General features: G+C 58.3%; 17 protein-coding genes. 8 read left to right on the top strand and 9 right to left on the bottom strand.

The window, feature by feature from the left end:
- The first annotated feature begins 228 nt into the window (after positions 1 to 228).
- Positions 229 to 816 (top strand): hypothetical protein, encoded by a 588-nt coding sequence (locus tag OWC48_RS11980; RefSeq protein WP_282520173.1) that lies wholly within the window; start codon positions 229 to 231, stop codon positions 814 to 816.
- A 252-nt stretch (positions 817 to 1,068) separates the two neighbouring features.
- Here the strand turns inward: OWC48_RS11980 and OWC48_RS11975 are convergent, their stop codons facing one another.
- Entirely contained in the window at positions 1,069 to 1,440 is a 372-nt protein-coding gene (locus tag OWC48_RS11975) for a hypothetical protein (RefSeq protein ID WP_282520172.1), read from the bottom strand.
- A gap of 521 nt (positions 1,441 to 1,961) precedes the next feature.
- A complete protein-coding gene (locus OWC48_RS11970; RefSeq protein WP_282520171.1) occupies positions 1,962 to 3,299 on the bottom strand; it encodes a sensor histidine kinase in 1,338 nt (445 codons plus the stop codon).
- A gap of 330 nt (positions 3,300 to 3,629) precedes the next feature.
- Between OWC48_RS11970 and OWC48_RS11965 the strand changes: the two genes are divergently transcribed.
- Both OWC48_RS11965 and OWC48_RS11960 read left to right on the top strand, forming a co-directional pair.
- Positions 3,630 to 4,634, top strand: a complete 1,005-nt coding sequence (locus OWC48_RS11965; RefSeq protein ID WP_282520170.1) for a helix-turn-helix domain-containing protein — start codon at positions 3,630 to 3,632, stop codon at positions 4,632 to 4,634.
- 346 nt (positions 4,635 to 4,980) lie between these two features.
- The gene (locus OWC48_RS11960; protein WP_282520169.1) at positions 4,981 to 5,388 is read left to right on the top strand and encodes a globin domain-containing protein; all 408 of its coding nucleotides are present in this window, start codon (positions 4,981 to 4,983) and stop codon (positions 5,386 to 5,388) included.
- Positions 5,389 to 5,517: 129 nt separating this feature from the next.
- Here the strand turns inward: OWC48_RS11960 and OWC48_RS11955 are convergent, their stop codons facing one another.
- Positions 5,518 to 5,727: a hypothetical protein gene (locus tag OWC48_RS11955; RefSeq protein WP_282520168.1), complete on the bottom strand. Its 210-nt coding sequence runs from the start codon at positions 5,725 to 5,727 to the stop codon at positions 5,518 to 5,520.
- 345 nt (positions 5,728 to 6,072) lie between these two features.
- Between OWC48_RS11955 and OWC48_RS11950 the strand changes: the two genes are divergently transcribed.
- Both OWC48_RS11950 and OWC48_RS11945 read left to right on the top strand, forming a co-directional pair.
- Positions 6,073 to 7,050, top strand: coding sequence for a VOC family protein (locus OWC48_RS11950; RefSeq protein WP_282520167.1), 978 nt, complete (start codon positions 6,073 to 6,075; stop codon positions 7,048 to 7,050).
- Positions 7,020 to 7,343, top strand: coding sequence for a transposase (locus OWC48_RS11945; RefSeq protein ID WP_282520166.1), 324 nt, complete (start codon positions 7,020 to 7,022; stop codon positions 7,341 to 7,343). The genes OWC48_RS11950 and OWC48_RS11945 overlap by 31 nt, the downstream gene beginning before the upstream one ends.
- 107 nt (positions 7,344 to 7,450) lie before the next feature.
- Here OWC48_RS11945 and OWC48_RS11940 read toward each other — a convergent pair whose 3' ends face one another.
- Both OWC48_RS11940 and OWC48_RS11935 read right to left on the bottom strand, forming a co-directional pair.
- Positions 7,451 to 7,717, bottom strand: a complete 267-nt coding sequence (locus OWC48_RS11940; protein WP_282520165.1) for a hypothetical protein — start codon at positions 7,715 to 7,717, stop codon at positions 7,451 to 7,453.
- Between the two features lie 850 nt (positions 7,718 to 8,567).
- Positions 8,568 to 9,521 (bottom strand): hypothetical protein, encoded by a 954-nt coding sequence (locus tag OWC48_RS11935; protein ID WP_282520164.1) that lies wholly within the window; start codon positions 9,519 to 9,521, stop codon positions 8,568 to 8,570.
- Positions 9,522 to 9,813: 292 nt separating this feature from the next.
- Between OWC48_RS11935 and OWC48_RS11930 the strand changes: the two genes are divergently transcribed.
- The 3 genes from OWC48_RS11930 to OWC48_RS11920 are packed head-to-tail and all read left to right on the top strand — an operon-like array spanning position 9,814 to position 12,082.
- Positions 9,814 to 10,257 carry a DUF2924 domain-containing protein gene (locus OWC48_RS11930; protein WP_282520163.1) on the top strand — a complete coding sequence of 148 codons (444 nt, stop codon included), beginning with the start codon at positions 9,814 to 9,816 and terminating at the stop codon, positions 10,255 to 10,257.
- Complete coding sequence (locus OWC48_RS11925) at positions 10,209 to 11,633, top strand: recombinase family protein (protein WP_282520162.1); 1,425 nt, start codon at positions 10,209 to 10,211, stop codon at positions 11,631 to 11,633. The genes OWC48_RS11930 and OWC48_RS11925 overlap by 49 nt, the downstream gene beginning before the upstream one ends.
- Entirely contained in the window at positions 11,630 to 12,082 is a 453-nt protein-coding gene (locus tag OWC48_RS11920; protein ID WP_282520161.1) for a hypothetical protein, read from the top strand. The genes OWC48_RS11925 and OWC48_RS11920 overlap by 4 nt, the downstream gene beginning before the upstream one ends.
- Before the next feature lie 154 nt (positions 12,083 to 12,236).
- On the opposite strand, the gene OWC48_RS11915 is transcribed toward OWC48_RS11920, so the two are convergent.
- The 4 genes from OWC48_RS11915 to OWC48_RS11900 form a co-directional block, all read right to left on the bottom strand.
- Positions 12,237 to 13,100, bottom strand: a complete 864-nt coding sequence (locus tag OWC48_RS11915; protein WP_282520160.1) for a phospholipase D-like domain-containing protein — start codon at positions 13,098 to 13,100, stop codon at positions 12,237 to 12,239.
- The gene (locus OWC48_RS11910) at positions 13,081 to 15,264 is read right to left on the bottom strand and encodes a hypothetical protein (protein WP_282520159.1); all 2,184 of its coding nucleotides are present in this window, start codon (positions 15,262 to 15,264) and stop codon (positions 13,081 to 13,083) included. The genes OWC48_RS11915 and OWC48_RS11910 overlap by 20 nt, the downstream gene beginning before the upstream one ends.
- A 63-nt stretch (positions 15,265 to 15,327) precedes the next feature.
- A complete protein-coding gene (locus tag OWC48_RS11905; protein WP_282520158.1) occupies positions 15,328 to 19,764 on the bottom strand; it encodes a DEAD/DEAH box helicase family protein in 4,437 nt (1,478 codons plus the stop codon).
- Positions 19,761 to 22,232 (bottom strand): hypothetical protein, encoded by a 2,472-nt coding sequence (locus OWC48_RS11900; RefSeq protein ID WP_282520157.1) that lies wholly within the window; start codon positions 22,230 to 22,232, stop codon positions 19,761 to 19,763. Before OWC48_RS11900 ends, OWC48_RS11905 begins: the two co-directional genes overlap by 4 nt.
- Between the last annotated feature and the right edge of the window lie 167 nt (positions 22,233 to 22,399).

Genomic DNA, 22,399 nt, shown 5'->3' with positions numbered 1-22,399 from the left:
CATCCAGGCAGCCGGACCAGAGGCGGATGTGAAGGCGCTCCATGCCGCCGATCAGATCTGGCTAGAAGGCTTCACGGCCGCCGACGGCGATGCGATGGCGAAGTTGTACGAGCGATAGATTGGTGAGTCACATAGAGAAAGGAAAGATCCCTGCCATACCTGGGAGGATACGCCCACTTTGTTTCGGTGTACAGTTCGTGCGGTTGCCCACTTTGCAGGAGGTAAACCATGAACAGGTTCTATGCTCTCGCGTCGGTTGGGTTCTGCGTAGTTTCGGCAGCGCTCATCACGTCGGCATCGGCTCTTCCAACGGAGGAAGTCCCGAAGACCGAACCAGAGTACATCGCCAAGGTGAAGACCGCCGCCCCGCAGTCGGTCGCGAATAACGCGACGATCACCATGACGCAGCCGGATGGGTCTTCGAAGACCGTCCAAACCGGATCGAACGGTTTTACGTGCTTTATCGGAAATGACGGAACGCCCGAATGCGATGATCAGAACGCCATGGAATGGCGCAAAGCTCTACAGGCCAAACAGGAGCCGCCGAATAAGATCGGCCTGATTTTCATGCTGGCCGGGGACACCGGCACGAGCAATCATGATCATGCCGAACGGCACACGCACAAGCATTGGGTCCAGACCGGGCCGCACGTGATGATTGTCGGGGGCGCAGCACGTGAGATGCTCAGTCCCTATCCGCGCGATCTGGACGTCAAGGACGCGAGCCAGCCTTACGTCATGTTCCCCGGCAAACCCAATGAGCACCTGATGATCCCGGTGCACTCGCAAGAGCTAACCACGGGCAGCGCGCGGTGACGAGCGTGGACGCCGCCGTGCCTTCGAGACCAGCAGCGGCGCGGCGGCGAACGTCAGCTTGAAGCTCCAATGGCGTAAAGTCGAGTTGATCGGCTGCACGGCGACGCACGTTGCCATGTCGGAGTCGGGTCAATATCGGCTGTGCTGCCAGTCTTAGGGTGCGTCCGGTCTAGCCCAAAGAGCAGACGCAGTGGCGATGACGCCGGAGAGCGGCTTGGGGCCACGGGCGGAAGTGACATTGCTGATTTTGAATCACATCATCGGACCCGGAATGAAGCAGCGAATATCGGTCACGCGTGCTGGCATGCCATCGATATATTCATACACGGGCCACGCAATGGTCCGTCCGATGAGGTTGGGTCCGACAATCACCGCTTCCGGTGGCACGTCCCACCATTCTCCGTACAAGCGGACGCGGTATCCGCCGCCCTTGCTCTCCCAGTCAGGGCCAGCGACTGGTATTCCGTCCGCGTTTGAGCAGCATGCCCCCTTGTCACTTTTGAGGCTGTCGAACCATTGATTGAGTTGGGGGCGGTTAGGATCGTGCGCGTGCGCTGCCAAGTGCGAGACCAGTACCAGGATCAATGTCGCCGAGTTAACGGTCATCAACGGTATTTTCGTCATGGCAATTTCTCTAAGAAAACAAGAAATTAGCGCCGCGAATCCTCAAAATGCGTTAGTTCAAACTGCGCGGCCTTTCTGATACGAACCGCATGGTGTCGGACCAACTCCAGACAATTGGACGACTTCTAAAAATCCTGCTCGTTGCTACGTCTGCGATGCGAACCCTAAGGTTCAAAGGCTGCCGATGTCACGTGGGGGTGACGAGCGGCGGTCATCGCAACCATCGTACAACGTCCGGTCTCTCGTGAGTCAGCCGACATCGCGGAGGCTGCTGTGTTGTTCGGCTTAGGGTCAAACGCTGCCCTCGGCAGGCAGCATGACTATGGTCGGGTCAACTCTTGGGAGCGGACATCGCAGCACAGTGGGCGGAGGTCAGCCACGGGCCACAAGCCGAAGTCGCCCCCGAACCGGTCACGGGGCGATGGGCGCGTGCTTGAAATCGCAAACTCCAAGCGACATATCAAGATTCGTAACGTCGGAAGCCATCTGCTCCGCTGTTGGCCCGCTGCAAGATGTTCAATTCACGCTGCCTGATTTGACTGTGCAGGCAACGTGAATTGAAAAGTCGCCCCCTGAGGTTGGGCGGCAGTGGCCCACAGTCGGCCCCCATGCGCTTCAATGATGGTGCGGCAGATCGATAGACCCATCCCCAAGCCGCCGGGCTTTGTCGTGTAGAAGGCGTCGAAGATGCGATCGAGATCCGGTGAACTTAAACCAGGACCCGAATCCCGCACTACGACGAGCACGCCACCCGGCTCTCCCTTACCAGTGGTGATCACCAATTCTCGCGCCCCGTCGCTGACCGAGCTCAACGCTTCGACGGCGTTGATGATCAGATTCATAATCACTTGTTGCAACTGGACCCGATCTCCTTGAATGAGCGGCAAGTCGTCCACGAGATGCGACTGCACCGAAATGCCATTCTTCACGACTTCGCCACGGGTCAGGGCGATGACCTCGAGGATTGCTCGGTTGATGTCCACGTCTTCTTTCCGGAGAGGTGCTTTTTTCAAAAGCGCGCGCATCCGGCCGATGACCTCGCTGGCGCGATTGCCGTTTGCAAAGATCCGGTTGAGAGCCTGCCGAGCTTTCTCTAGATCTGCCGGTTCTTTGCTCAGCCAGTGCAACGCCGCAGAGGCATTGTTGAGCGTCGCCCCGATCGGCTGGTTGACTTCATGGGCAATCGAAGCCGAGAGCTGCCCGATTGATGCGACTCGATTCGCATGCACGAGCTCCATCTGCACCTCATTGTAACGCCGCTCGCTTTCGCGAATTTCCACCTCCGCCCGCTTGCGCTCGGTTAAGTCCACCACGAAGGCCATGCCCTGGTCGTGTCGCCCGCCGAACGTCGCTGCCCCGACCAGCACCGGCACGCGCCCGCCGCTTTTCAGAAAGTACTCCTTCTCATAAGGTTGCGCGAATCCGGTCGCCTCTAGCGCCGCCACACGTCGGTCGTCGGCATCGCGCCATTCAGTGGGCGTCAGATCCCGCCAGCGCAGTCGACCGGAGACAAAATCGTCGCGATCGTATCCGACGATGCGTAGAAAAGCTTCGTTGGCATCGATGATCCGGCTGTCAAGATCCCAGACGAAGATGCCGATGATGTTGGCATCCACCAGCCGCCGTATCCTCGCCTCCCGTTCTTGGAGATCGCCGTCTGCGACTTCGTGGAGAAGAACGCTATCTTTCGTCCGCATCACGTAGTGTAGGATAGACTCCGGCAGACCTGCAGCGGTTACACTTGGTTGTCGCTGACCGACGGTCACCGTATCATCGCTGGTCGTGACTTCCGCCTCAACCCGATACTCATCATTCCGCGGATTGATCAGTGACGGTCTCCTGATGCGGGCATCGGTCATCACGATCTCTCTGCAAGAAAATTTGCAACCTCTGCCTTACTTCGATCTCAATGACTGTAGGGCCGCACATCACCGCCGTCGTCCCAGTGAGCGCCGCACGATGTCTCATTCTCCGCCGATCGGACTTCGGTTGCTGTTTAGTGGGCCATCTGGGTCTTCCTCGAACAGGAGAGTGCGGCGGCCATCTCGGCCGCCGAAACCGAGAAGCGATGGGACCACACCGCGTCGGATGACCCCTCCGACAGTGGGAGTCTCGCACCCTCGCTTTACCCATGCGATCTGTTTAAGATTGGGAACCTTGGACGTTCGGTCGGTTCCATAGGGCTCGTCATGCAAGTCTCTTTTTCCACGGAACATATAGAGCCGCGCGACCGCGTGAGGTGCTGGTGCGACTATTTCGCGAAGCAGGCCCATAGCATCACGCCGGGCGAGGTCCCGAATCCCGCCGCCTTTCGCGCGGAAGCGAGCGGATCGACTGCCGGCGAATTTGCGCTGCTAGATATCAAATCGGAACTCGAGAGGGTCCAACGCACAGCGGCCGATGTTGCCAAGGACAAGTCCGAAGCGTTCTTCGTCCGCAGATTTCGCGTGCCGGTGATCTGGAGGGCCGCCCCACGCAGCACGCCGGTCGACCTTATTCATGAAGCCGGCGATTTCTGCATAAGCTCAACCGAATGGCAATTCGACGCGGAATCGAAAGGCCCTGCCTCGTACGACATGCTGATCATCCCGCGGGCCGCGCTCTCGCCGATTATAACCGGGGGCCGACTGGAGTGTCCCTTTCGGCTGCCCGGCGCGTCGCCGCTCGGCTTGCTGCTAGGCGCAGCTATCGATGCGGCGAAGGTGCAAGCGCCGCTGCTTCCCGAGGCACTTAGTGAAGCCGTGCTGCGCAATCTCTGCGGCCTCGTGGCACTGACCTGTAATGCCTCCGACGAGGGCACCTATCGCGGGCGGGATTCGCCGCACTCGGCGCGGCTCGCGGCAGCCAAGCGCTATATCGATCTGCATCTCGCCGATCCCACCCTGACGCCCGCCAGCGCCGCCGTCGCACTCGGCATGTCGGCGCGCCAGTTGTACCGACTGTTCGAGGCGAACAATGTTAGTTTCGCCCGATACGTTTCGCGCCAGCGACTGCTCCGGTGCCGCGAGGCGATCGCCGGGGCGACGGGAACTGGCCGGTCGGTGGTCGACATCGCTTTTGGCTGGGGGTTCAACAGTATGGCAACATTTTATCGCGCGTTCGCAAGCGAGTTTGGTAGCCCGCCCACTATGCTACGCGCGGTCTCGCAAGAACGAGCGAGCGGCCTGCGCACGACAGGGCAAGAAACATCGTGAACGCTGCGCAGCAGGAACATCACGCCCCCTATCCACAAGGCGCGGACGGTCTACTACGATGAACTCGCCGGTGAAATGAGGGCGGCGGCCGGCGTTCTGACTACGATCTCCCGCTTGGCGCTTGGTGAGACGTTTCATGGCGCTAGATGAGACGACATCGCAGCCGCTTCTATGTGAATGATGCTCCGGCCCATGGAATTGGTGGGCCGAGGAGATAAGGCGTTCTGTCAGGTCACGTGACGCTTGTACGCTGTGGGATGGTCCGCCATGCCTAGTGTAGCGTTGCGTTTAGACGAGTGAGGGGCGCCGCAGGGGAGAAAAAACGCCGCAGGGGAGAAAAAACATCGTGAATACAGCGCAACGGGAACTTGTCCAGAGCACCTTCGCCGGGCTGGCAGTGATGCCGGAGGTCGCCGGGGCGTTGTTCTACGAGCGGCTACTCGCCAAGAATCCGAGTTTCCGGCCGCTGTTCAACAAAAACATGCGCATTCAGGCCCTCAAGCTGATGAGCATGCTCGCTATGGTCGTGTACAATTTGCCCGAGCCGGATCAGGTTTCGACTGCGTTGCGTGATCTCGCCGTCCGTCATGTCGAGTATGGCGTCAAGCTCGCCGACTACGACGCGGTGCGGGAAGCGCTGCTCTGGACCCTCGAACAGGCGCTTGGAGAAGATTTCACGCCCGCCGCCCGTGAGGCATGGACGGTCTGCTACAATGAACTCGCCGGTGAAATGAAGGCGGCGGCCTACGTCTGATTACGGCCTCCCTGTCCCTATTGTAAACGCAATCCGATGGCGGTTGGTCGGGCGATGCTGCTGCTCGATGTTGGATTTGTGCAAACTGATCTTGGGACGATGATCACATTGTGGTGCTGCGGCAGCGGATCAACGCGCTGCGGCGGGCGAATCCCAAGAGACTTCCATTTGGGTCGTGCTTGATCCGGTCTTGACCTGATCGCCATCCTGAAATTCGACCATCAGGCGATAGCGGACATGGATATCGTAAAAGTTCAGCCGAAAGAAGCCGACTCCAAGGATCGGTGCAGGAATATTCCAAGCGCAACCCAGACAACCCTTCATTTGGATGCCGCTCAAGCGTGACTGTTGAACCGGATTAAGGTTGCACGCCGCAATCGAACCATTAACGTCGAACGCGAATAACGGGCGTGACTTCCGGTATGGGTCAAGATGGGAAGAACTTAGGGTGAGCAAATCTAGTCCGCTATGCCCGAATAAGCGGACCTCCATCAGACGGGGCGTCACTCGCTGATGGGCCATCAGCCGACTTGGCAGCGTGAATTTATGATGTCCGCCATTCCGGCTGTCGCTATCACAGCGGAATGTCGCTGTCGGTTGACGAGTAAACGCCTCAATACTCCCGTTGCAATGGCGCTCGCTGCCTCTTACCCTTGTCGAGAAAACAACCAGGGAGGATAGACCATGGAAATCCAGGCCTTTGGTTATCTCGGCGTCGGCGCGTCGAACCTCGATGATTGGGCCGCGTTCGCCACATCAAAAGTTGGCATGCAGACCGTGGACCGCGCCAGCTCGGTGCGTGCCTTCCGTATGGACGACCGCAAACAGCGCCTGTTCATCGACCGGGCCATTGAGCCGGGCGCTCAGGTCTTCGGCTGGGAAGTCACCAATGCCGCGGCTCTCGACTCGCTCGCTGCTCGCCTCGAAGCCGCTGGCGTCGCCGTGAAGCGCGAGCCCACAGCGCTGGCGGACCAGCGCTGTGTGATGGAGCTGATCTCCTTTGCCGATCCCGCCGGCAACCGTTTGGAGGCCTTCCACGGCGCCCAGGTAGCTGACACGGTCTTTCTGCCTGGCCGCGACGTCTCCGGCTTCCGCACCGGCCCACACGGCATGGGCCACACCCTTCTGACATTCCCCGACATCGATGCCGCCCTGGCCTTCTACAAGGACCTGCTGGGGTTTCGCATCAGCGACTTCATGGTTGCCCCGCTGAGGGCCTACTTCATGCATGTCAACGCACGCCACCACAGTGTGGCTCTCGTGGCCGCGCCAGTGCGCAGCATGCATCACCTGCTCGTCGAATACTATCAGCTCGACGATGTCGGCCAGGGTTACGATTTGCTGCAGAGCACGCCGGAGCAAATCGTCGCCACACTCGGCCGCCACCCAAACGATCTCATGACGTCGTATTACATGCGCACCCCGTCGGATATCTACGTGGAATGCGGCTGGGGCGGCAGGGAGGTCGACGATGTAATGCCGCCCGTGGAAATGACCAATCTCGGCAGCTTCTGGGGCCACAAGGGCCTGTTCGAGGACATCGGCGCGCCCACCCCACCCGCCGAGACTCGCCGCGCCCCTGTCCAGGTGATGGAAGGCAACTACGAACGCATGGCCGGCACCTGTCCCTGGTGGGACGCGATACGCGGCAAAACGCGCTAACGCCGTGTCTGGCGCTGAGAGCATTCGAGGCGCTGATCGCCGACAAGGCGTTCGACAGCAACGCCATCATCGCCGAACTCGACACGCTCGGCGCCAGGATCGTCATCTCCCAGCATCCGCGCCGCGCAAGACCTCTCGCCATCGACCAAGAAATGTACAAATGGCGTCATTTGATCGAAAATTTCTTCGGCAAGCTCAAGGAGTTCAAACGCATCGCGCTACGCGCTGACAAAACCGACCAGAGCTTCGCCGCAATGATCCATCTCGCCGCAGCCGTGATAAACTCACGATGAATCCAACAGTCTCTAGACCGAGAATCCTCGTTGGGCAGAAAAAGTCCCTATCCTGAAAGTCGATTCCGGGCATCGAAGTCCGTCAGAGGAATTCCACTGCCCTACTCTCACGGCTGATCGCCCTCAGCTTTTGTCAGCTCAATCAGAAACCTTGTACGCGCAGACGGCCGTGCTCCCACCCAAGCCAGCCGCAGCATTTGAAGCTCGGCTGCCTCACCGGAAGAAGCTTGCATCCCATCCCGGATACGCTGCCTAACCTCTGGATCTGCCATCCGCTCCTTGGTGCGTTTGCTTATCTCGAAGCGGCGCGATCGCATCAGCTCCGCCATACGAGCTTTGCTTTCAGGCGAACGCTTCCAGCCACGCTTCGTCATGTTTAGACCTTTCCCAAACGTCCAGATTCTCGACTGTTGATCACAAAGAGGCTGGCTTTTGGTTATGCATTTCCGTGAGTTTGCGTATGGACCACCCACACCGGTCCCGGAGAGAATCCACCCAAACTTTTGATACCGGCCCCCTGTCAACCTCACCGTCAACCAGCGTCAACCGTGTCACCTAACTTTTCAGTGCCTTTGGCTGCCGGTGCAACACTTCGCGCACAGATGGCTTTCTGTATTTATTTCCGAGATTCGCCGCCTTAATTAAGGCCTTAACTTAAGGCTCCTTAAACACAGCGTGACTAGAGAACCCGGGCGCGAAGCTCGCCCGCATTTGCGCCGATTGAGGGGAGGACCCGCCAATCTGAAATGATCCGACCTGGCAACGTCGCGATCGCGTTGGCGACAGCAGTTCGTATTCATGCTTGCTCACAGATTTGCGCTCCTTTGGCTAATCGGACCCCGCTCATTTCCCCGCGTAGAACATCACGATCTGATTCTCATTTGTTGCTTGGTGGTGGAGGTTGGAGCGGAGGACATAGGCGAGAAATCCCGAGGCTTGCGCATCGAGACACTTCCTATGCCCTCGGCGATCTTGCTCGGCGGAGCCAGGCCGTCGCGTTCGGACCCCGCGCATGCGATGGCGCCACGCAGGTCGCGTCTACTTACGGCGATATCCATCTCGCCGGCAGCCGCCCTCACGCTTAAGGCCGGGCTTACCTAGGCTGCATCCCACGGTAGGCAGATCATGAGCGCCGCCGCCGTTAACCGACCAGCGAACATGAATGCTCAGGAGCACTTTGCTGCCATACCGATCGAATGCGCCGACGTCAGGCTTTGTACCGCGTCAAGACGGTGGGGGTATCTTGCCCGGACTGATGATTTGTTGGTTCAACGCGATAGCGGCGTCCAACAATGCCTGCTTGGCGATCTCTAGTTCCCGTTCCAGCTCAACAATCGGCGCTCCAACCTCTTGCGTGAATGCCTTCGCCCGTAAATCCTCCAATTCAGTCTCGATCTGCCCGTATCGGCGAAGGCAACGATCGTGGTGCCGAAGCGGCTTCGCTAGCTTTTTCGTCCAATGCAGAAGGGTCGAATTCTCCTCAATCTGGTCGGTCGCGTATGAGTACACTGCGTTGACGAAGGCCACGAAGGGTCCGTTCTCACTGCCAGTAGCTGTGTCTGGCCGGCAGTTTTCGAAGGCGATCCAGCACCAGCTCACCAAGTAGGCCGCAGCTGGACCAAACCACTGCTTGACTACATTCGTGTTGCCGCCTCTGTCGACAACGGGTTCGCTTACGTTCCAACTTGCAAGGCTTCTTGATCTAAGAGAAACATAGCTATCCAACTTCAGGAGCGTTTCGACAAACGGTCCATTGGTTGCTGGCGCGTCCTCCGTTTCAGGGGTGGGAAGCTTGCTTGCCGCAGCTGCCTGGTACAGCCTTTCGAGGTAAGGTCGATCAATTTCGTCGGGTTCAATGAGGTGGATTCGTGAGTAGTCGTCCAGCTCAATCAGCGCGATCGCCAAATTCCGAGCGGCGTCCGAAACCCGCTGGAAACTTTGCTGCATAGCCTTTTGACGCGGCGCGCTTTCAATGAGGAGCTTGCGCGCGTTGAACTTGGCCGCGATATCGATGATGAATTTTTCGACGCATTCTTCGCATGGGCACAAATAGAGCAGATCATCTCGATGCTCCGCTCGAAATGGACCAAGCTCCTTTTTTGCACTTTCCAAAGCATCACGGTCGCCCTTGGGAGCGCTAGATCCGGAGAGTTTGATCGTTGACCATCGTTCCCGCACCTGGATGTCCTAAGTTGGCCAAGGGAAAAGAACCCCCTCGGAAAGGTTAGGGTTTGGTGCGTGACAGCCCTGTCGCGGTTGCTCACGCTCCGCCCATGTCTGCCATCTTACCCTCCGATTCGCCCCGCCCCCCCGCAGATCTTGGGGATATCGCCGCCCTCTTGGCAGTTGGCCTCCAGCGTCTTTTGGAGCGGAAGTCCAGTCGATTTTCCCGCTGCAAGGAAGAAAATCCGCTCGACTGTGGAGCGGTCGTCGGGGGTCATGTCCGGCAGGACCGCAAGGATGTGACCCCGTGAAAACAAGCGTTTTAGCCCAGTTAGCGGCCCTGAAAGGTGCCCCTGCCCCAGCCCTGAAAGCACGCTGGCGCGAGCTCTTTGACACTGAGCCGCCCGCCTACAACCGCCGCTTTCTTGAGAGCCGGCTGGCCTACCGCATCCAGGAATTGGCCTATGGCGGCTTGAGCCGTGAAACCACGGAACGGCTCAAAGCCATCGCCAAGCAATATGCCGACCAGAAGCCGGCGGACCGCAAGGCTCGACCGCTTCTGCGGCCTGTCGCCGGGACGAAGCTGATCCGCGAGTGGGAGGGCGTGGAGCACTGCGTCACCGTTCGCTACGACGATTTCGAGTATTTCGGCCGCCCCTACAAGTCCCTGTCCTCGGTCGCCCGCCAGATCACGGGCACCAAATGGAATGGCTGGGTCTTCTTTGGCTTAAAGAACTCGCTGAGCAAATGACCTCCCGCAAATCGGCAAAGCGTCCGACCAGCCCATTCGTCAACTCCTTTGAGCGAACAGGTTTGGACCGCTCCTCAGTCCGCAAAGTCCGTTGTGCGGTCTATACCCGCAAGTCGAGCGAGGAAGGCCTCGACATGGACTTCAACTCGCTCGACGCCCAGAGAGAATCTTGTGAGGCTTACATCGTGAGCCAGCGAGCGGAGGGTTGGACTCCAGTTTCCGATCGCTACGACGATGGCGGGTTTTCGGGAGGCACACTCGAACGACCGGCACTGAAGCGGCTTTTGGCAGCTGTCAAAGCAGGCAGGATCGACGTCATCGTGGTCTACAAGATTGACCGGCTTTCGCGGTCGATGCTCGACTTCCTCAATCTTGTCGAATTGTTCGAAGGCCAGGGGGTGACCTTCGTTTCCGTCACCCAATCCTTCAACACCAAGGATGCCATGGGCCGCATGGCGCTGAACATCCTGGTGACGTTCGCCCAGTTCGAGCGCGAGCTGATCGGCGAGCGGATCCGCGACAAGGTCGCGGCCTCTCGCAAGCGCGGCAAATGGATGGGCGGCTGGACGCCGCTCGGCTATGAAGTCCGCGACCGAAAATTGCTGATTCACGAAGCCGATGCCGAAAGGGTCAGAGCTATTTTTCGGCGGTTCGTGCAGCTCAAATCCGCAACTCGGCTGGCTCGCGAACTCGTCGCAGCCAACGAACGCAACCGGTACGGACACCTCCTGGACAAGGGAGTACTGTATAGGATCCTTCATAACCGGGTCTATCTTGGCGAGGCGGTTCACAAAGGCACCTCATACCCCGGCGAGCACGAAGCGATTATCGATCGCAAACTCTGGGATCAAGTCCACACTATTTTGAAGGTGAGCCCGCGCAAGCGCGCCGGCAATGCCCGTGCGCAGACCCCCGCACTGCTAAAAGGCCTCCTCTTCGGGCCCGACGGCGCCGCGATGTCGCCAACCCACACCCGAAAGTCTGGCCGCCTTTATCGCTACTACATCAGCCAGACCGCGATGAAGCAAGGCAGATCGGACTGTCCCGTCAAGTTAGTGCCCGCCGCCGAATTAGAGCGGATCATCATCGATCAGGTTCGTTTGCTCCTGCAAACCCCAGAAGTGATCGTTCAGACCTGGCGCGCTTTACGAAAACATTCCGCTGAGATCAGCGAGGCCGAGGTTCGGAGCGCACTGCTCGGCTTTGACGAGCTCTGGGACGAGCTGTTTCCGGCAGAACAGGCGCGCATCGTCGAGCTGCTGGTCGAACGCGTCGATATCCAGGCCGAGAGGTTGGACATCACCTTGAAGATCCACGGACTGACCTCGCTCTCCTCAGAATTGCAGCCGCAACCTTTCCAGCAGGCAGCCGAATGAACCGACCGACCACCCTCACCCTCGGCCCGATTGGCCGGCCGAAGCTCAGTCGGGACGCCCGAACAATGACCGTGAGTATTCCGATCTCATTCCGCCGGCAGGGTGGTCGCAAACGCGTGGTTACCCCCGCCAATGCGGAGGCCTGGTCACCTCCTAAGCCCCAGGTCGACAACACACTGATCAAGGCCATCGTGCGGGCTCACCGCTGGCGCAACATGCTTGAATCAAACCTGTTTAGCTCGGTGCGGGAGCTCGCCAAGGCCGAGAAGATCAACGAGTCCTATTTGTGCCGGGTGCTTCGGCTCACCCTGCTCTCGCCGGCCATCACCGAAGCCATCCTGAACGGAATGCAGCCAGACGGACTTGAGCTGGCGCAGCTGTTGAAATCCATCCCAGCCGAGTGGGCCCAGCAGCAAGCTCTGTTCAGCTCATCCGCTCGGAAAGCTTGAACAGCGCTAAAAACCCCTTCCGCAACGGAAGGGGTTTATGCGCGCGGGTTCGCAAATCGAGTGTTATGGAACATCGAGTGCCGACCGAAAGGCATTTGTGCCAAAGCTCAGGAGCGCTTAAAGGGCTCCGACACTGAGATCTCCACCGGTTGCGCTAGTAGTTGACAACCGGAACTCCTACCGCTCGAACTGCAAGCAGCACGGACCGCATCCGTTTGGCTGTTTCGCCTCGGACGAACACGCCACACTCAAATGACCGTTCAAGCGCCGAACCCATAAAATTGCTAGAACCGACGTAGAACTCAGAATCATCGGCCAACACGACTTTCGCGTGAAACGTTTCGCGACCGGACGGCAGAGAAGAAGGCAACGCATACTCGACCACTGATACATTTAGGCGCCGGAAGTCGGCCGCCCGTGGCCTAAAGGCGTCCCCACAGTGCGCTTCTGCTAAGGGCCTTGAGATAAGCACACGGCGCACTTCCGGCCGGCAGAGCGAGAATAGCTCCACCAACAAGTCGGCCCCTTGTGCGTCCAAAAACGGAGAAAGGATCACCAGTTCCTGCTTGGCGCCGCGCGCCAAGTTGAAAAAGGCATCGGTCGTCTGAAAAACGATTGGCGGAAGAGCCTGCGCGCCGTCGATGGCCCGGCGAAGCGCACTTTTTAGTCCAGGCTCTGTCAGTACCAACCGGACCACATCTTGATCTCTATGGACTCGAAGATAGGCGGCGACGCCCTTAAAGCGCTCAGCTAGTGCGAAAAGCACCGAAGAATCAGAGACGAGCCTGGTGGCAAAGCTCGAACGCGCCGCAAGGCCATTCTCGATCAGCGATCGACGAACAATGGCGACATGCTCAGCAGAGACGCCTCCCAGCCGAGACGCTAGATCGCGATCCGAGCGGCCGATCGCCTCCGCGCTGTCGGCAAAATGCCCGATGATCCGCGCGGCCTGCGTCGCGAGCGGATACAGCTCGCCGACAAGCGTATCGAAACGACGATCACTGAGCAGCTCTGGCATTTTCAAGCGCGACCTGGAGGTAACCCTTGATGCGTTCCTCACCCACGATGAAGTCGGGTCGGCCGCGACCAATAAGGGTTGAGCGGCTGAGATATTTATTCGCCGTCAGGCAGATGACTTCCGGGATCATGATGCAGTCCGGACAGGCTCCGCCCTTCGTCATACAGAGATTTCCGAGATTACAGCCCAAAGAGGTCGGGAAATTTCGGAGATAGGAAAGAAACGCCTCGTGATGGTTGCGCCACAGCGCAGAAAGGTCACCCAGATCGAGGGTCATCCCGTTACGATAGACAACAAATCCCAAATCGGCCGGGAACAAATACTCTCCGATCGATCCCAAATCGAGCCCCGAAAACTGCTGAATACCCTGCATGATGTAGTGCGCGTAGGAGTGTAGGAGCGCGTAAGTCATTTTATAAATCGTGGGGTCCGACTTGCGGTCATGCTCTTCAAGATATCCGGACATAATCTGCGCCGAACTCAGCAGCGCGGCGGCAAAGTTGTCAGGATAATCGGTAAGCAAGCTGGCATCGGTGCATCCAAGTTCAGGCTGCGAGAGCCACGAGCGTACAAGGACTTCATCGAGCTGGAAGTAAAACGCTTCGTTCGATTGCTCGAGGACATACACTGGGTGGCGCGATTCTTGAGCGGTCTGCACCTTGGGAAATAGGTTCAGACGAACCGGCATCATCCGACCGTGCTTCAGTATCTTAGGTGTATTCTCTACCCGAGAGTATCCAAAACTGAACTTGCACAAATCGAACTTGCTGATCAGGCCCGCGCGCCGAACGCCCAAAAAGCGCATGGCTTCGTCGGCGTTCTCAACCATCGTGGCGCGTTGGGGTGAATTCGGCGGCACGAGCCACTCATCTGGGTTCGTGAAATCGACGTAACTCGCCCTGCCCGCAACGATCTCACCGCGAAGCTTCGTTTTGGCTAGAGCCGAATGCTCAACGAGAAGCCTGAATGGATCGTATTTTCCTGTCCATTCGTGCCGCGCTCGGAGTTTCAGGATAATATCAAGCGGCAACGCGGCATTGCGCTGGAGCCACCCCGCTTGTTGCCAGTTCGCAAGCCGCTCAGCCCTCATTTTGAGCATAAGGTCCGCCACCACTTGGTTCTTGCTGTCGGTGGCGAGCTTTAAGCCTTGCAATATCTCGTCAAACTCTTTTTCTTCCGCCTTACGTTCTTTCGATAACAGCTGAGCCGCGACCTCGGCATCGCTCAGCGGCGGCCCTTCCAATCCCACAAGCCGTTCGATCACGCCGGCAAGAAGTCGAGCCTGTCCGGGCTCCAAAGCTTCAATGCCTGACCCTTCAGGAAACGTAATGAACGTATCAGACTTCACAAAATACGCGGACGACGCGGCGTAGTTGATCTTCTCCATCGAGGCTTCGCCGACGATGTTCCCACCGGGCCCGATGTTTGATGCGATGCGACCGAGCGTCTCATCGCACTTCTCGACCCAGGGGTCCGGGTTCTTCGTCCCGCAATTCGCGCATGAGAAGGACCAATTCGAAAGCGCCACCTGGTCCTTGTTGAGAACAAACTGGCGGCTGCCGCACTTCCCACAAATCGCATAGCGCTTGATTGGGCGCCGGGTGGCTTGGTCGTAAACCGTCATATTGGGACTGGCCGGCTTCCAAGAGCCGGACCAGTGGGCGAATATGACGTCAAGCTGACCCCAAGAACAGTTCGATGGATCGTTGGGACGCTTTGGATGTGCGCAGGCCTCGCTGAGTTCGGAAAGGCGCTGTCCCATCTGCTTTGGATTTGCGGTCGCTTCGATCAGGCCACACTCGCTGCAGATGAGCGTTGTAGGTCGCGGTAGATAGCCCATCCGATCCGGCTTCAAATACACAAAAGCCGTAGGCCTGAAGCTATATTGGGTTCGCGACGTGTCCAAAAGCGAAACGTCGACACAAAATTCCGGCAGAGGCGCTGGCACGTTGGCTTCGTTCTGCCGACATGCCATCGCTTTGTCGAACCAAGCGCGCGCCGCTTCGTCGATCCGCATTTCGATCTGGACCTTTGTGGTCTGTTCCGGTCGAGCTGGCGTCGCATTCGGCGAAGGCATGGCCTGACAAGCGCCAGCAGCTCCTTCAAAGGTGAAATGTTGCCCCGGCGCGTAGCTCATCGCGATCTGCGCTTGGGATCGGCTCATGGAAGGGCCCTTAGCATCCGCTTCCCCGCGGGCGCTATCGGCGGGTTGTCTAGCCATGCTTCCTCATTCCCCGGTCTCCCCGGCCGTCCAGCTGTTATTTCCACGCATAAGCGCCGACATGACACGACCGAGGTCGGCCCTCCGAATGCTGTCCGATCCGGTTCCAAGGCCTCCTTCGATCGATCCCGCTTCATTAACGTCGCGCAAGCTCGTCATCGGACGATTTAGCGGCGCTCCCGGCTGCTTGAAGAAGCTATCGAGGTTTTCTGTTCTCCAATTGGATTGCTCCATTGCAGTCGTCGCGTCGTGAAACAGCTGATTAATACGCTTCCTGTAAAAATCCTTGTTGAGCGGCGAAGTGTCGTGTTCGAGCCCAATTCCATCCACGACAAACTGGCAGAGTTCATCGAGTAGATTGATATGATCCGTCCGCGATCTTTCGCCGATTTCGCCAACGTTGTCCGGCTCCGCCAGCGCAGCTCTTTGCGCATTAGTGCGAGTGCGACTCATTTCTCTGACGTAATCGACGCCGCAAATTTTCAGCTGCAGGAATGAGGCAAGCGTTCGCGTAATCGCGTTCTCTGCCCAACGCTCAACGGGCGCTGCGTCAATCATCCGTTCCAAGAAACGATGAAAGATATCGTGGATTTCAACGATGTACCGGTCGCGACGCTGCTGCGGTGTTGGGATGAGGATGCTCGTACCAACATGCGTTCGCCCTACGCGTGACGACGCCTGAATATATTCAGCGATGTCGGACGGCTGTCCTGCGAAAAACATCATGTTGAATTCGTCCACGTCCACACCGTGGGAAATTGCGGACGTTGCGATCACGCCTCGGAGCGAATCCCGCAAGGCTTCTGGCCTGAAAGGCGAACCAACCTTCGGCTTCTGGCCTGCCTCCGCGACAATCGCGTTGATCAAGCCAGCATCGATCGCTCCAGTGATGAGGGCCGTGCGGACACCCGGAATGTCGTCAATGCCAGCAAGCTTATGGTCACGCCGAATAACATCCTGCAACGCGGCCTTCACATTGTCGCCGCCTTTTTTGTTCGTGACGTAAAGAAGGGCAATGCGGTCTAAATCGACCGCGTACGCAATCTCGGAATGGTCCACATTTCGGTCGAGCAGCGTCGCGCGGTGACCATCCCTAAAGATGTCGGATGGTAGCCCGTCGGCGAACGCCTCGCGGAGGGCCCAGCGCCGAAAATCATCGCCTTCAACCAATCCTTTGAGAACTTGCGTAATCGTAAGATGAAATGCCGAGAGGATCGCGACGGTTGCAGCGGTATGCGTCCGCCCGTTAGTCATGAGCGACACATATCGACGGCGCGTCGGCGTTCGATGCTCCGCGTTGTCGCTGGCATCCCGCACGGGATCGCCGCTGTCCGGATCGCGGAGCCGAGCATAAAAGCTTTCGTACAGATCTGGGCCCGGTTGAGGAAATAGAACGACCTGACGTTGATAAATCTGATCGATCTGCCGCGCAGGGTCCGAAACCGTGGCCGATGCCGCGATAATCCTTGGTGGGCGCGCTACGCCGCCCTCCTTAACAACCTGGTCTCCCAGCAGTGGCGACAGGGTTCGAAGGGCGTGGAGGAACGTCGTTTCAAACAATCCTGAAAACGTCCCAAGCGATTCATCGAGCAAATGGGCTTCGTCTTGAATTTCGAGTATGGGATAGGGATCAAAGAAGAGCTTCTTCCCGTCGTTGTAAAACGGAAACACGCCTTGGCATCCGGCCGCGTCGGGCCCACGCTGAAATTGGTCTCGGAGCCAAGGGGAGACCAATCTCCCGGAATCGCGATGTTGCCACGCAGCAAAACCAAACATGCCAAGCACGCGAATAAGCGTCCGAGCGCTCTGCCCTATAAGCGCGAGCTTATCGACCGTCCCAAGGAGAACGGCGGGCGCGTAGGCATAAATGTCGGAATCCATGATATGGATCGGAAGCGGATGCGGTGCATCGACGGCACGATGGCGCAAGTTCCAAGCGCACTCCCGATTGAAGCAACAATGGGCAAGCCGTTCTTCCGGAGCCGGCCCCTCGCGAAATCGCCGTAAGCCGATCGTTGATGTTTTCTTGCCATCTGGCCCGGCGAGCTTACCCGAACAATAGGGGCAGCTCGCCAAGCGCACCCACTTCTTCAAGTAAATGCTGTAATCGCCGCGCCGCCGGGACAATTCGTCCCAGTCGTTGGCAAGCGTCGGGATTTCTGAGAAGCCGCGGACGCTTCGGTTATTCGGCGTATTTCCGCCACCGACCCAAAAGCCAATATCGAAGTCGGCGCCTCTGAGCTCCAAGCCTTGACGCTGCCATGACCATCTCACCTTGTGAGCAGCCGCCAACACCTGGGAAAGGCGTTGGGCCTGCTGGCTGGTTAGTAAGCGCAGCGGATACCGCACGAGCGCTGTGACGCCATGGTGCTTGCCGCGAAGCCGGTCAAAAGCCAGACAGAACACGAGCAGACCAAAAAAGCTCTCCGACTTCCCGCCGCCAGTTGAGAAGTAGAGGAGCGAGGCCTCCCGATCATCCTTCGCTGTGAGAGTCGGGCTGTCCTTCCAACATTCGATCCGAGAAACGATTGCCGGGATTTGCGCCAGAATGAACGCGATTTGGAACAACCGCCATCCTTCGACGCTCTTGTTCTTTTCCTTCCAGAACTCACCAAACGCCTGATTCATAAACCGCCACGCGGTTAGTGGAATCACCTCGGGATCAGTTGCGGCTTTTCCGGCCGCTTGCGCCGCGACCGCTTTCTCAAGTATTCTGACGCCACGCGCGATGGCCGCGCGCTCTCCAGCCCAACCGCGCAGATCGATCGATTCAAATTGCGATTTCTCACGCGCGTAGTCTCTCGCGTCGGCCACAGGGTCGAGCGAGCGGCCATATGGCTCGGCTTCTTCGACTTCCTTCAGCCAGTCGTCGAAAGCCGCCAGCAGACCCTTTACGATAGCGAGCCCACCGTCCCTCGATCCCAGTGCGTCAAAATTCGGCGGTGTTGGCAGATCGAATTGCCTGATTAGGGGCTGGTAGTAAACCGGCAGTGATGTGGTTTCCAGAACCGTCGGGTCCGTCAGTCCCCTGCGTCGAACGCCGCAATTAATTCCGAGGGCGTCATGAGCGAGATAGCGATTGTATCGGTACGACGGCGCGATGCGGTCGAGTCTTATAGGCCGATGTACACCTGGATCGAATCCGACCGACATCTCGACTTGGTAAAGCGTGGAATCGGTCTCACGCGCCAACGCCAGTTTTGCATCCAAAAGATCCGATTCATTTGCGAGGATGATCCGAACCGTTCGCTCATCGGGACGGAGTGGATCTTCTAGATTCTCGTATTCGAGTACGGGAATAATCGCAGGCCGCGCCAAGCGCCGGTTTGTCCGCAATCCTTCAAGAGCTTGATCCCACCCAACCACATCCGCCGGTGTTATGGTTCGCGACTGGGTTCCTCGTCCCCCTGGAAAGCCCCAGAGCAGTCCACCCGTGTTCGGGTCTGCGTCTGCTTGCCACGCGTCGATGACGGTCTCCACACGCCGCAGCATCTCAGCGTTGAAATCTGCGAGATCGCGGTCGATATCTGAGGCGCTTCGCGAAAGGTCGATCCGGAAGCTTCCCAGATCAACCGGCACGCGAAGCCATTTTTGAGGTATTTGCTCGCGCTCGATTAGAGCATCAGGCGGCGCATTCACGTCGCCGGGCGCAACGGCGAATTCGAACGCCTTCAAGGTGTCCCCGTCGCCGCCCCCCGTCGTCTGGACGGTCTTATCATCCGCATCAAGAGCTGTATCCGATAGGCCGTCGGCGGGCTGTTCGCCCGCATCCGCTGTTGTGCCCGGCTCGTCATCAACCGCCGGATCATCGGACGTCGGCTCTTCGTCACCTTCCGCAAGCATGGAGACGAGTACGTCTCGTCGCGTTGGCGACTGCAGAATTGCCCCGGTGATCCCAAGCTCTAACAGCGCGCTCGCTTCGGCTTCCTCGGTCACACGATTTTTGATCTCAAGCCACTTGGGACTCTTTCGACCTTCCTCGCCCAGGACGGCACGATCTTCGTCTTCCGCCCGCTTCAGCGCTTCACGGCGATGTCGAAGGATCACAGAGCGCGCGTTCTTGGACAGCCTAAACACAACTTTCGCGGCCGATAAATCCGCCGCCGATGGCAGCATGCGAAGGTAGATGCAGGCTTTTAACCCAACTGTGATCGCCGCATGCGTCCGATCTGCAATTTGGAATGTAAGACCTACCGTTCCAACGTGGACTGGCGAGGTGACATCGTCTTTTTCTGCATAAGTTAGAGCAACCGACGATGGTTGCCTTCGCGGGAGAAGATGTTGTGTGTGAATAACGCGCGAAGGCTTTTCCCGGTAAATGATCCGCCCGGTAGGGCCTGCACCTCTAAGCCGATCATAGGTCTGATAGAGGATGGCTGAAGCTACCGCCTCTTTCGTCGTATGGCCGACATTGTTGCTATCCGGAAAGAGAAGCTGGGTCATTGCGACGTCACCTGTAAGGAATGTTCGTTCGTATTCGCCGCATCAACTTTGTCGAAATTCTTCTCGAGAACCGGAAACACACTTCCCATGGCGGCGCGCCGAACATCCTGCAACTTAGAAAAAGACGACAACGGTCCTTGAATTACGCTGTCGGCATCAAGCAGGAGGCGATCGAACAGACTGCGGCTCGCATGGCCGTCGCGGCGAAGGTCCGTACGCACAATTCGGACGGCGTCGGTTAGCGGACGCGCAAGAACGCCGGCCCCCATCAGACGCAAGAACGCTTCAATGTGAAGTGGATTGATCGCGGCATGCGGTGTATCGACCTCTGAGCGCTCGGCCGCGCGTAGCCAATATTCCACCGCTGGCTTACTGATCGGAGGAAGGCCGGGATTCTGGTCGAAGAGCATGTCCCGAACACGGGCGGTTAAGCCTTTGGCTCCGAATTGAGCCGTCAGCGTCTCTATCCCTTTCTTCACCGTGGCCTTGTATTGATCGACCAAGGCCTGCTCGAGGGTACGACCCTTGTCGTCTTTCTCCCGCAGCGCAGCCTCTAACTCTTCACGTATCAAATCCGGCATCACGAACACCGCATCGCCGATATCAAGCGAGCGTGCTTCTTTTGGCGCCAATCGATGCGAAGCGGGATCGAGCACATAGAACTGCGATCCTGGACCGGCCGCAATCTTCCCGTAACCATCCAAAACGAGATAACCGTGCCCAACGAACGGGAGCGAGATCCGTGGGCGGTCCGAATCGAGGCCATGAGCAACCGACAAACCGCCATACTCTTTTGCGACCCAGGGAAGAGCCGCGCGCAGCAAGCTCGCTCGCTCCGCATATTTTTCGTATTCGTCGGCCGACGCAGCATCAAGAACGCGACTTAACGTCATGGCATCGTGCCCCGCAACGACAAGCCTGAACTGCGCCGGGCAAAAATCGTCTCCTATGTAACTCCGCGCGCCAATATCGGTTGAGGCTGCCCAGACGACCACTGTCGGCTTTCTACGCTGTACCTCGGCGGAATAGTGATTTGGCGTCGTGACCCGCAACTCCGGAACGCCGGCGATAAAGGAGCCAGGCGCCGTAAGAAATTCCAGAAGCTGGTCGTTGGCTTGTTGGGCATCTTCCGGATGGCGCAGTACAGCAACTACATCGTTGTCTGGATCAATCTCGGTCAGGATGCGCTTCATGTAGCGCATCAAAGGCGTTTCAGCGCGAAGGGCTTCAGCCAGACCTAAGCCTTCAGCCAAATCCGATTGGATGGCATCGCGCCACGGGCCGGCATGCCCATCGGCCACGCCCGCCATCGCTTTATTAAAATGAGGCTCAAACGAGTGCCGCTCACGCTTCACGCGGTGATAGACGTCATGAACATCGGTGTAAGGAGCAAGGATCGCATCCGCGCCCGACGCCGTAAGCGCCATCCCCTTCAACGCGATAGCGCCCTGCTCGAGCATCGATGCAAGAGGATTCCCCTCGTCGAGTTGCTTTGCATGATGCCAAAGCCGTGTCGCGATAATACATTCACTCGATCCGATCGTCTCCACGATGGGCCGCGTCGCACGTTCGCGCACACCTGGCGCTTCAAAACCACGACCACGCGTCGCCCAAATAAGCCGGTGGCCCTCACTTCGCGGCCCGAGCTCCCCACCGCCACGATAGGTTCGTAAAGACCGACGGATAAAAGAGTAGCGCAAAGGGCAATCCGCTAGGATCAGCATCTTCCTTGGTGGCTGCCTCAGCGTTTCAGACAGTTCAGAAACGAACAACCGTATCAATGCACTAGCGTCGCGTCCTCGAAGCGCGTGCTTGGTCATATCGATCACAGCGAGATCGATAGATCCCGGCAACGCACGCAAAACACGCCTGCGATCTACGTCCGGAAAATGCGATGGCAACAGAAATGCGAAGGCCGGGCTGCGCACTGCCGAACCCAAGAGACTGAGGTGCGTCCGGACGGAATCGAGACGCCCGGCGGGATACAAGCGCTTGAACCCCTTAAGCGTCTTCTCATCGAAGTCTCTCCAGTACGTGCCATCGTTAAGCGCGACAGTGTGCGCCACGATCGAGACCAGAGGAACCGACTCAATTTTGGACTGTCGATCACCGAGAAACATATAAAAGTGCGCGTCAGGACTGATCGCACCCAACACTCGTTCGCCGACCACGCCACTGCGGAAAAGACCTCTTTCGCGCAGTTTCGCTGTCCGAGCGCCGATGTCGGCAACGGCCTGCAACGCAGGCCGCCCCATATTCAAAAACACAGTCCGAATGGGCTTGTCACTGCGTCCCCGGCCGACTTCGCGCAGCATCCACGGAAGGACTGCACGAGGCGGGATATGCGGCCAAAGCAATGCAGCATGGACGCGCTGCTCGCTTGTCGTCACGTCATCAAGCAAATCCACAAAGCGGGTCAGGTCTTCGTTTGGTTCGACGGTCGCCACGGTCAGGTCGCGATCTTTCACCTCCCCATCCACCGAAGGTGGCTGAACCGGGCCTTCGGGCTCGGCGAGAGCCGGCTGATCCGCAGGTCCTTTCGTGGTCCGCGTTCTGAGGCGCTCAACGAGCCGCCTTGTACGTTCGCGCTTTGATACTACCGCCTCCGCTAACCGCTCATTCCAAGTAGGCAGCG

Source organism: Bradyrhizobium sp. Arg816 (assembly GCF_029989365.1).
Taxonomy (GTDB): domain Bacteria; phylum Pseudomonadota; class Alphaproteobacteria; order Rhizobiales; family Xanthobacteraceae; genus Bradyrhizobium.
This window is presented reverse-complemented; position numbering and strand designations above follow the sequence as displayed.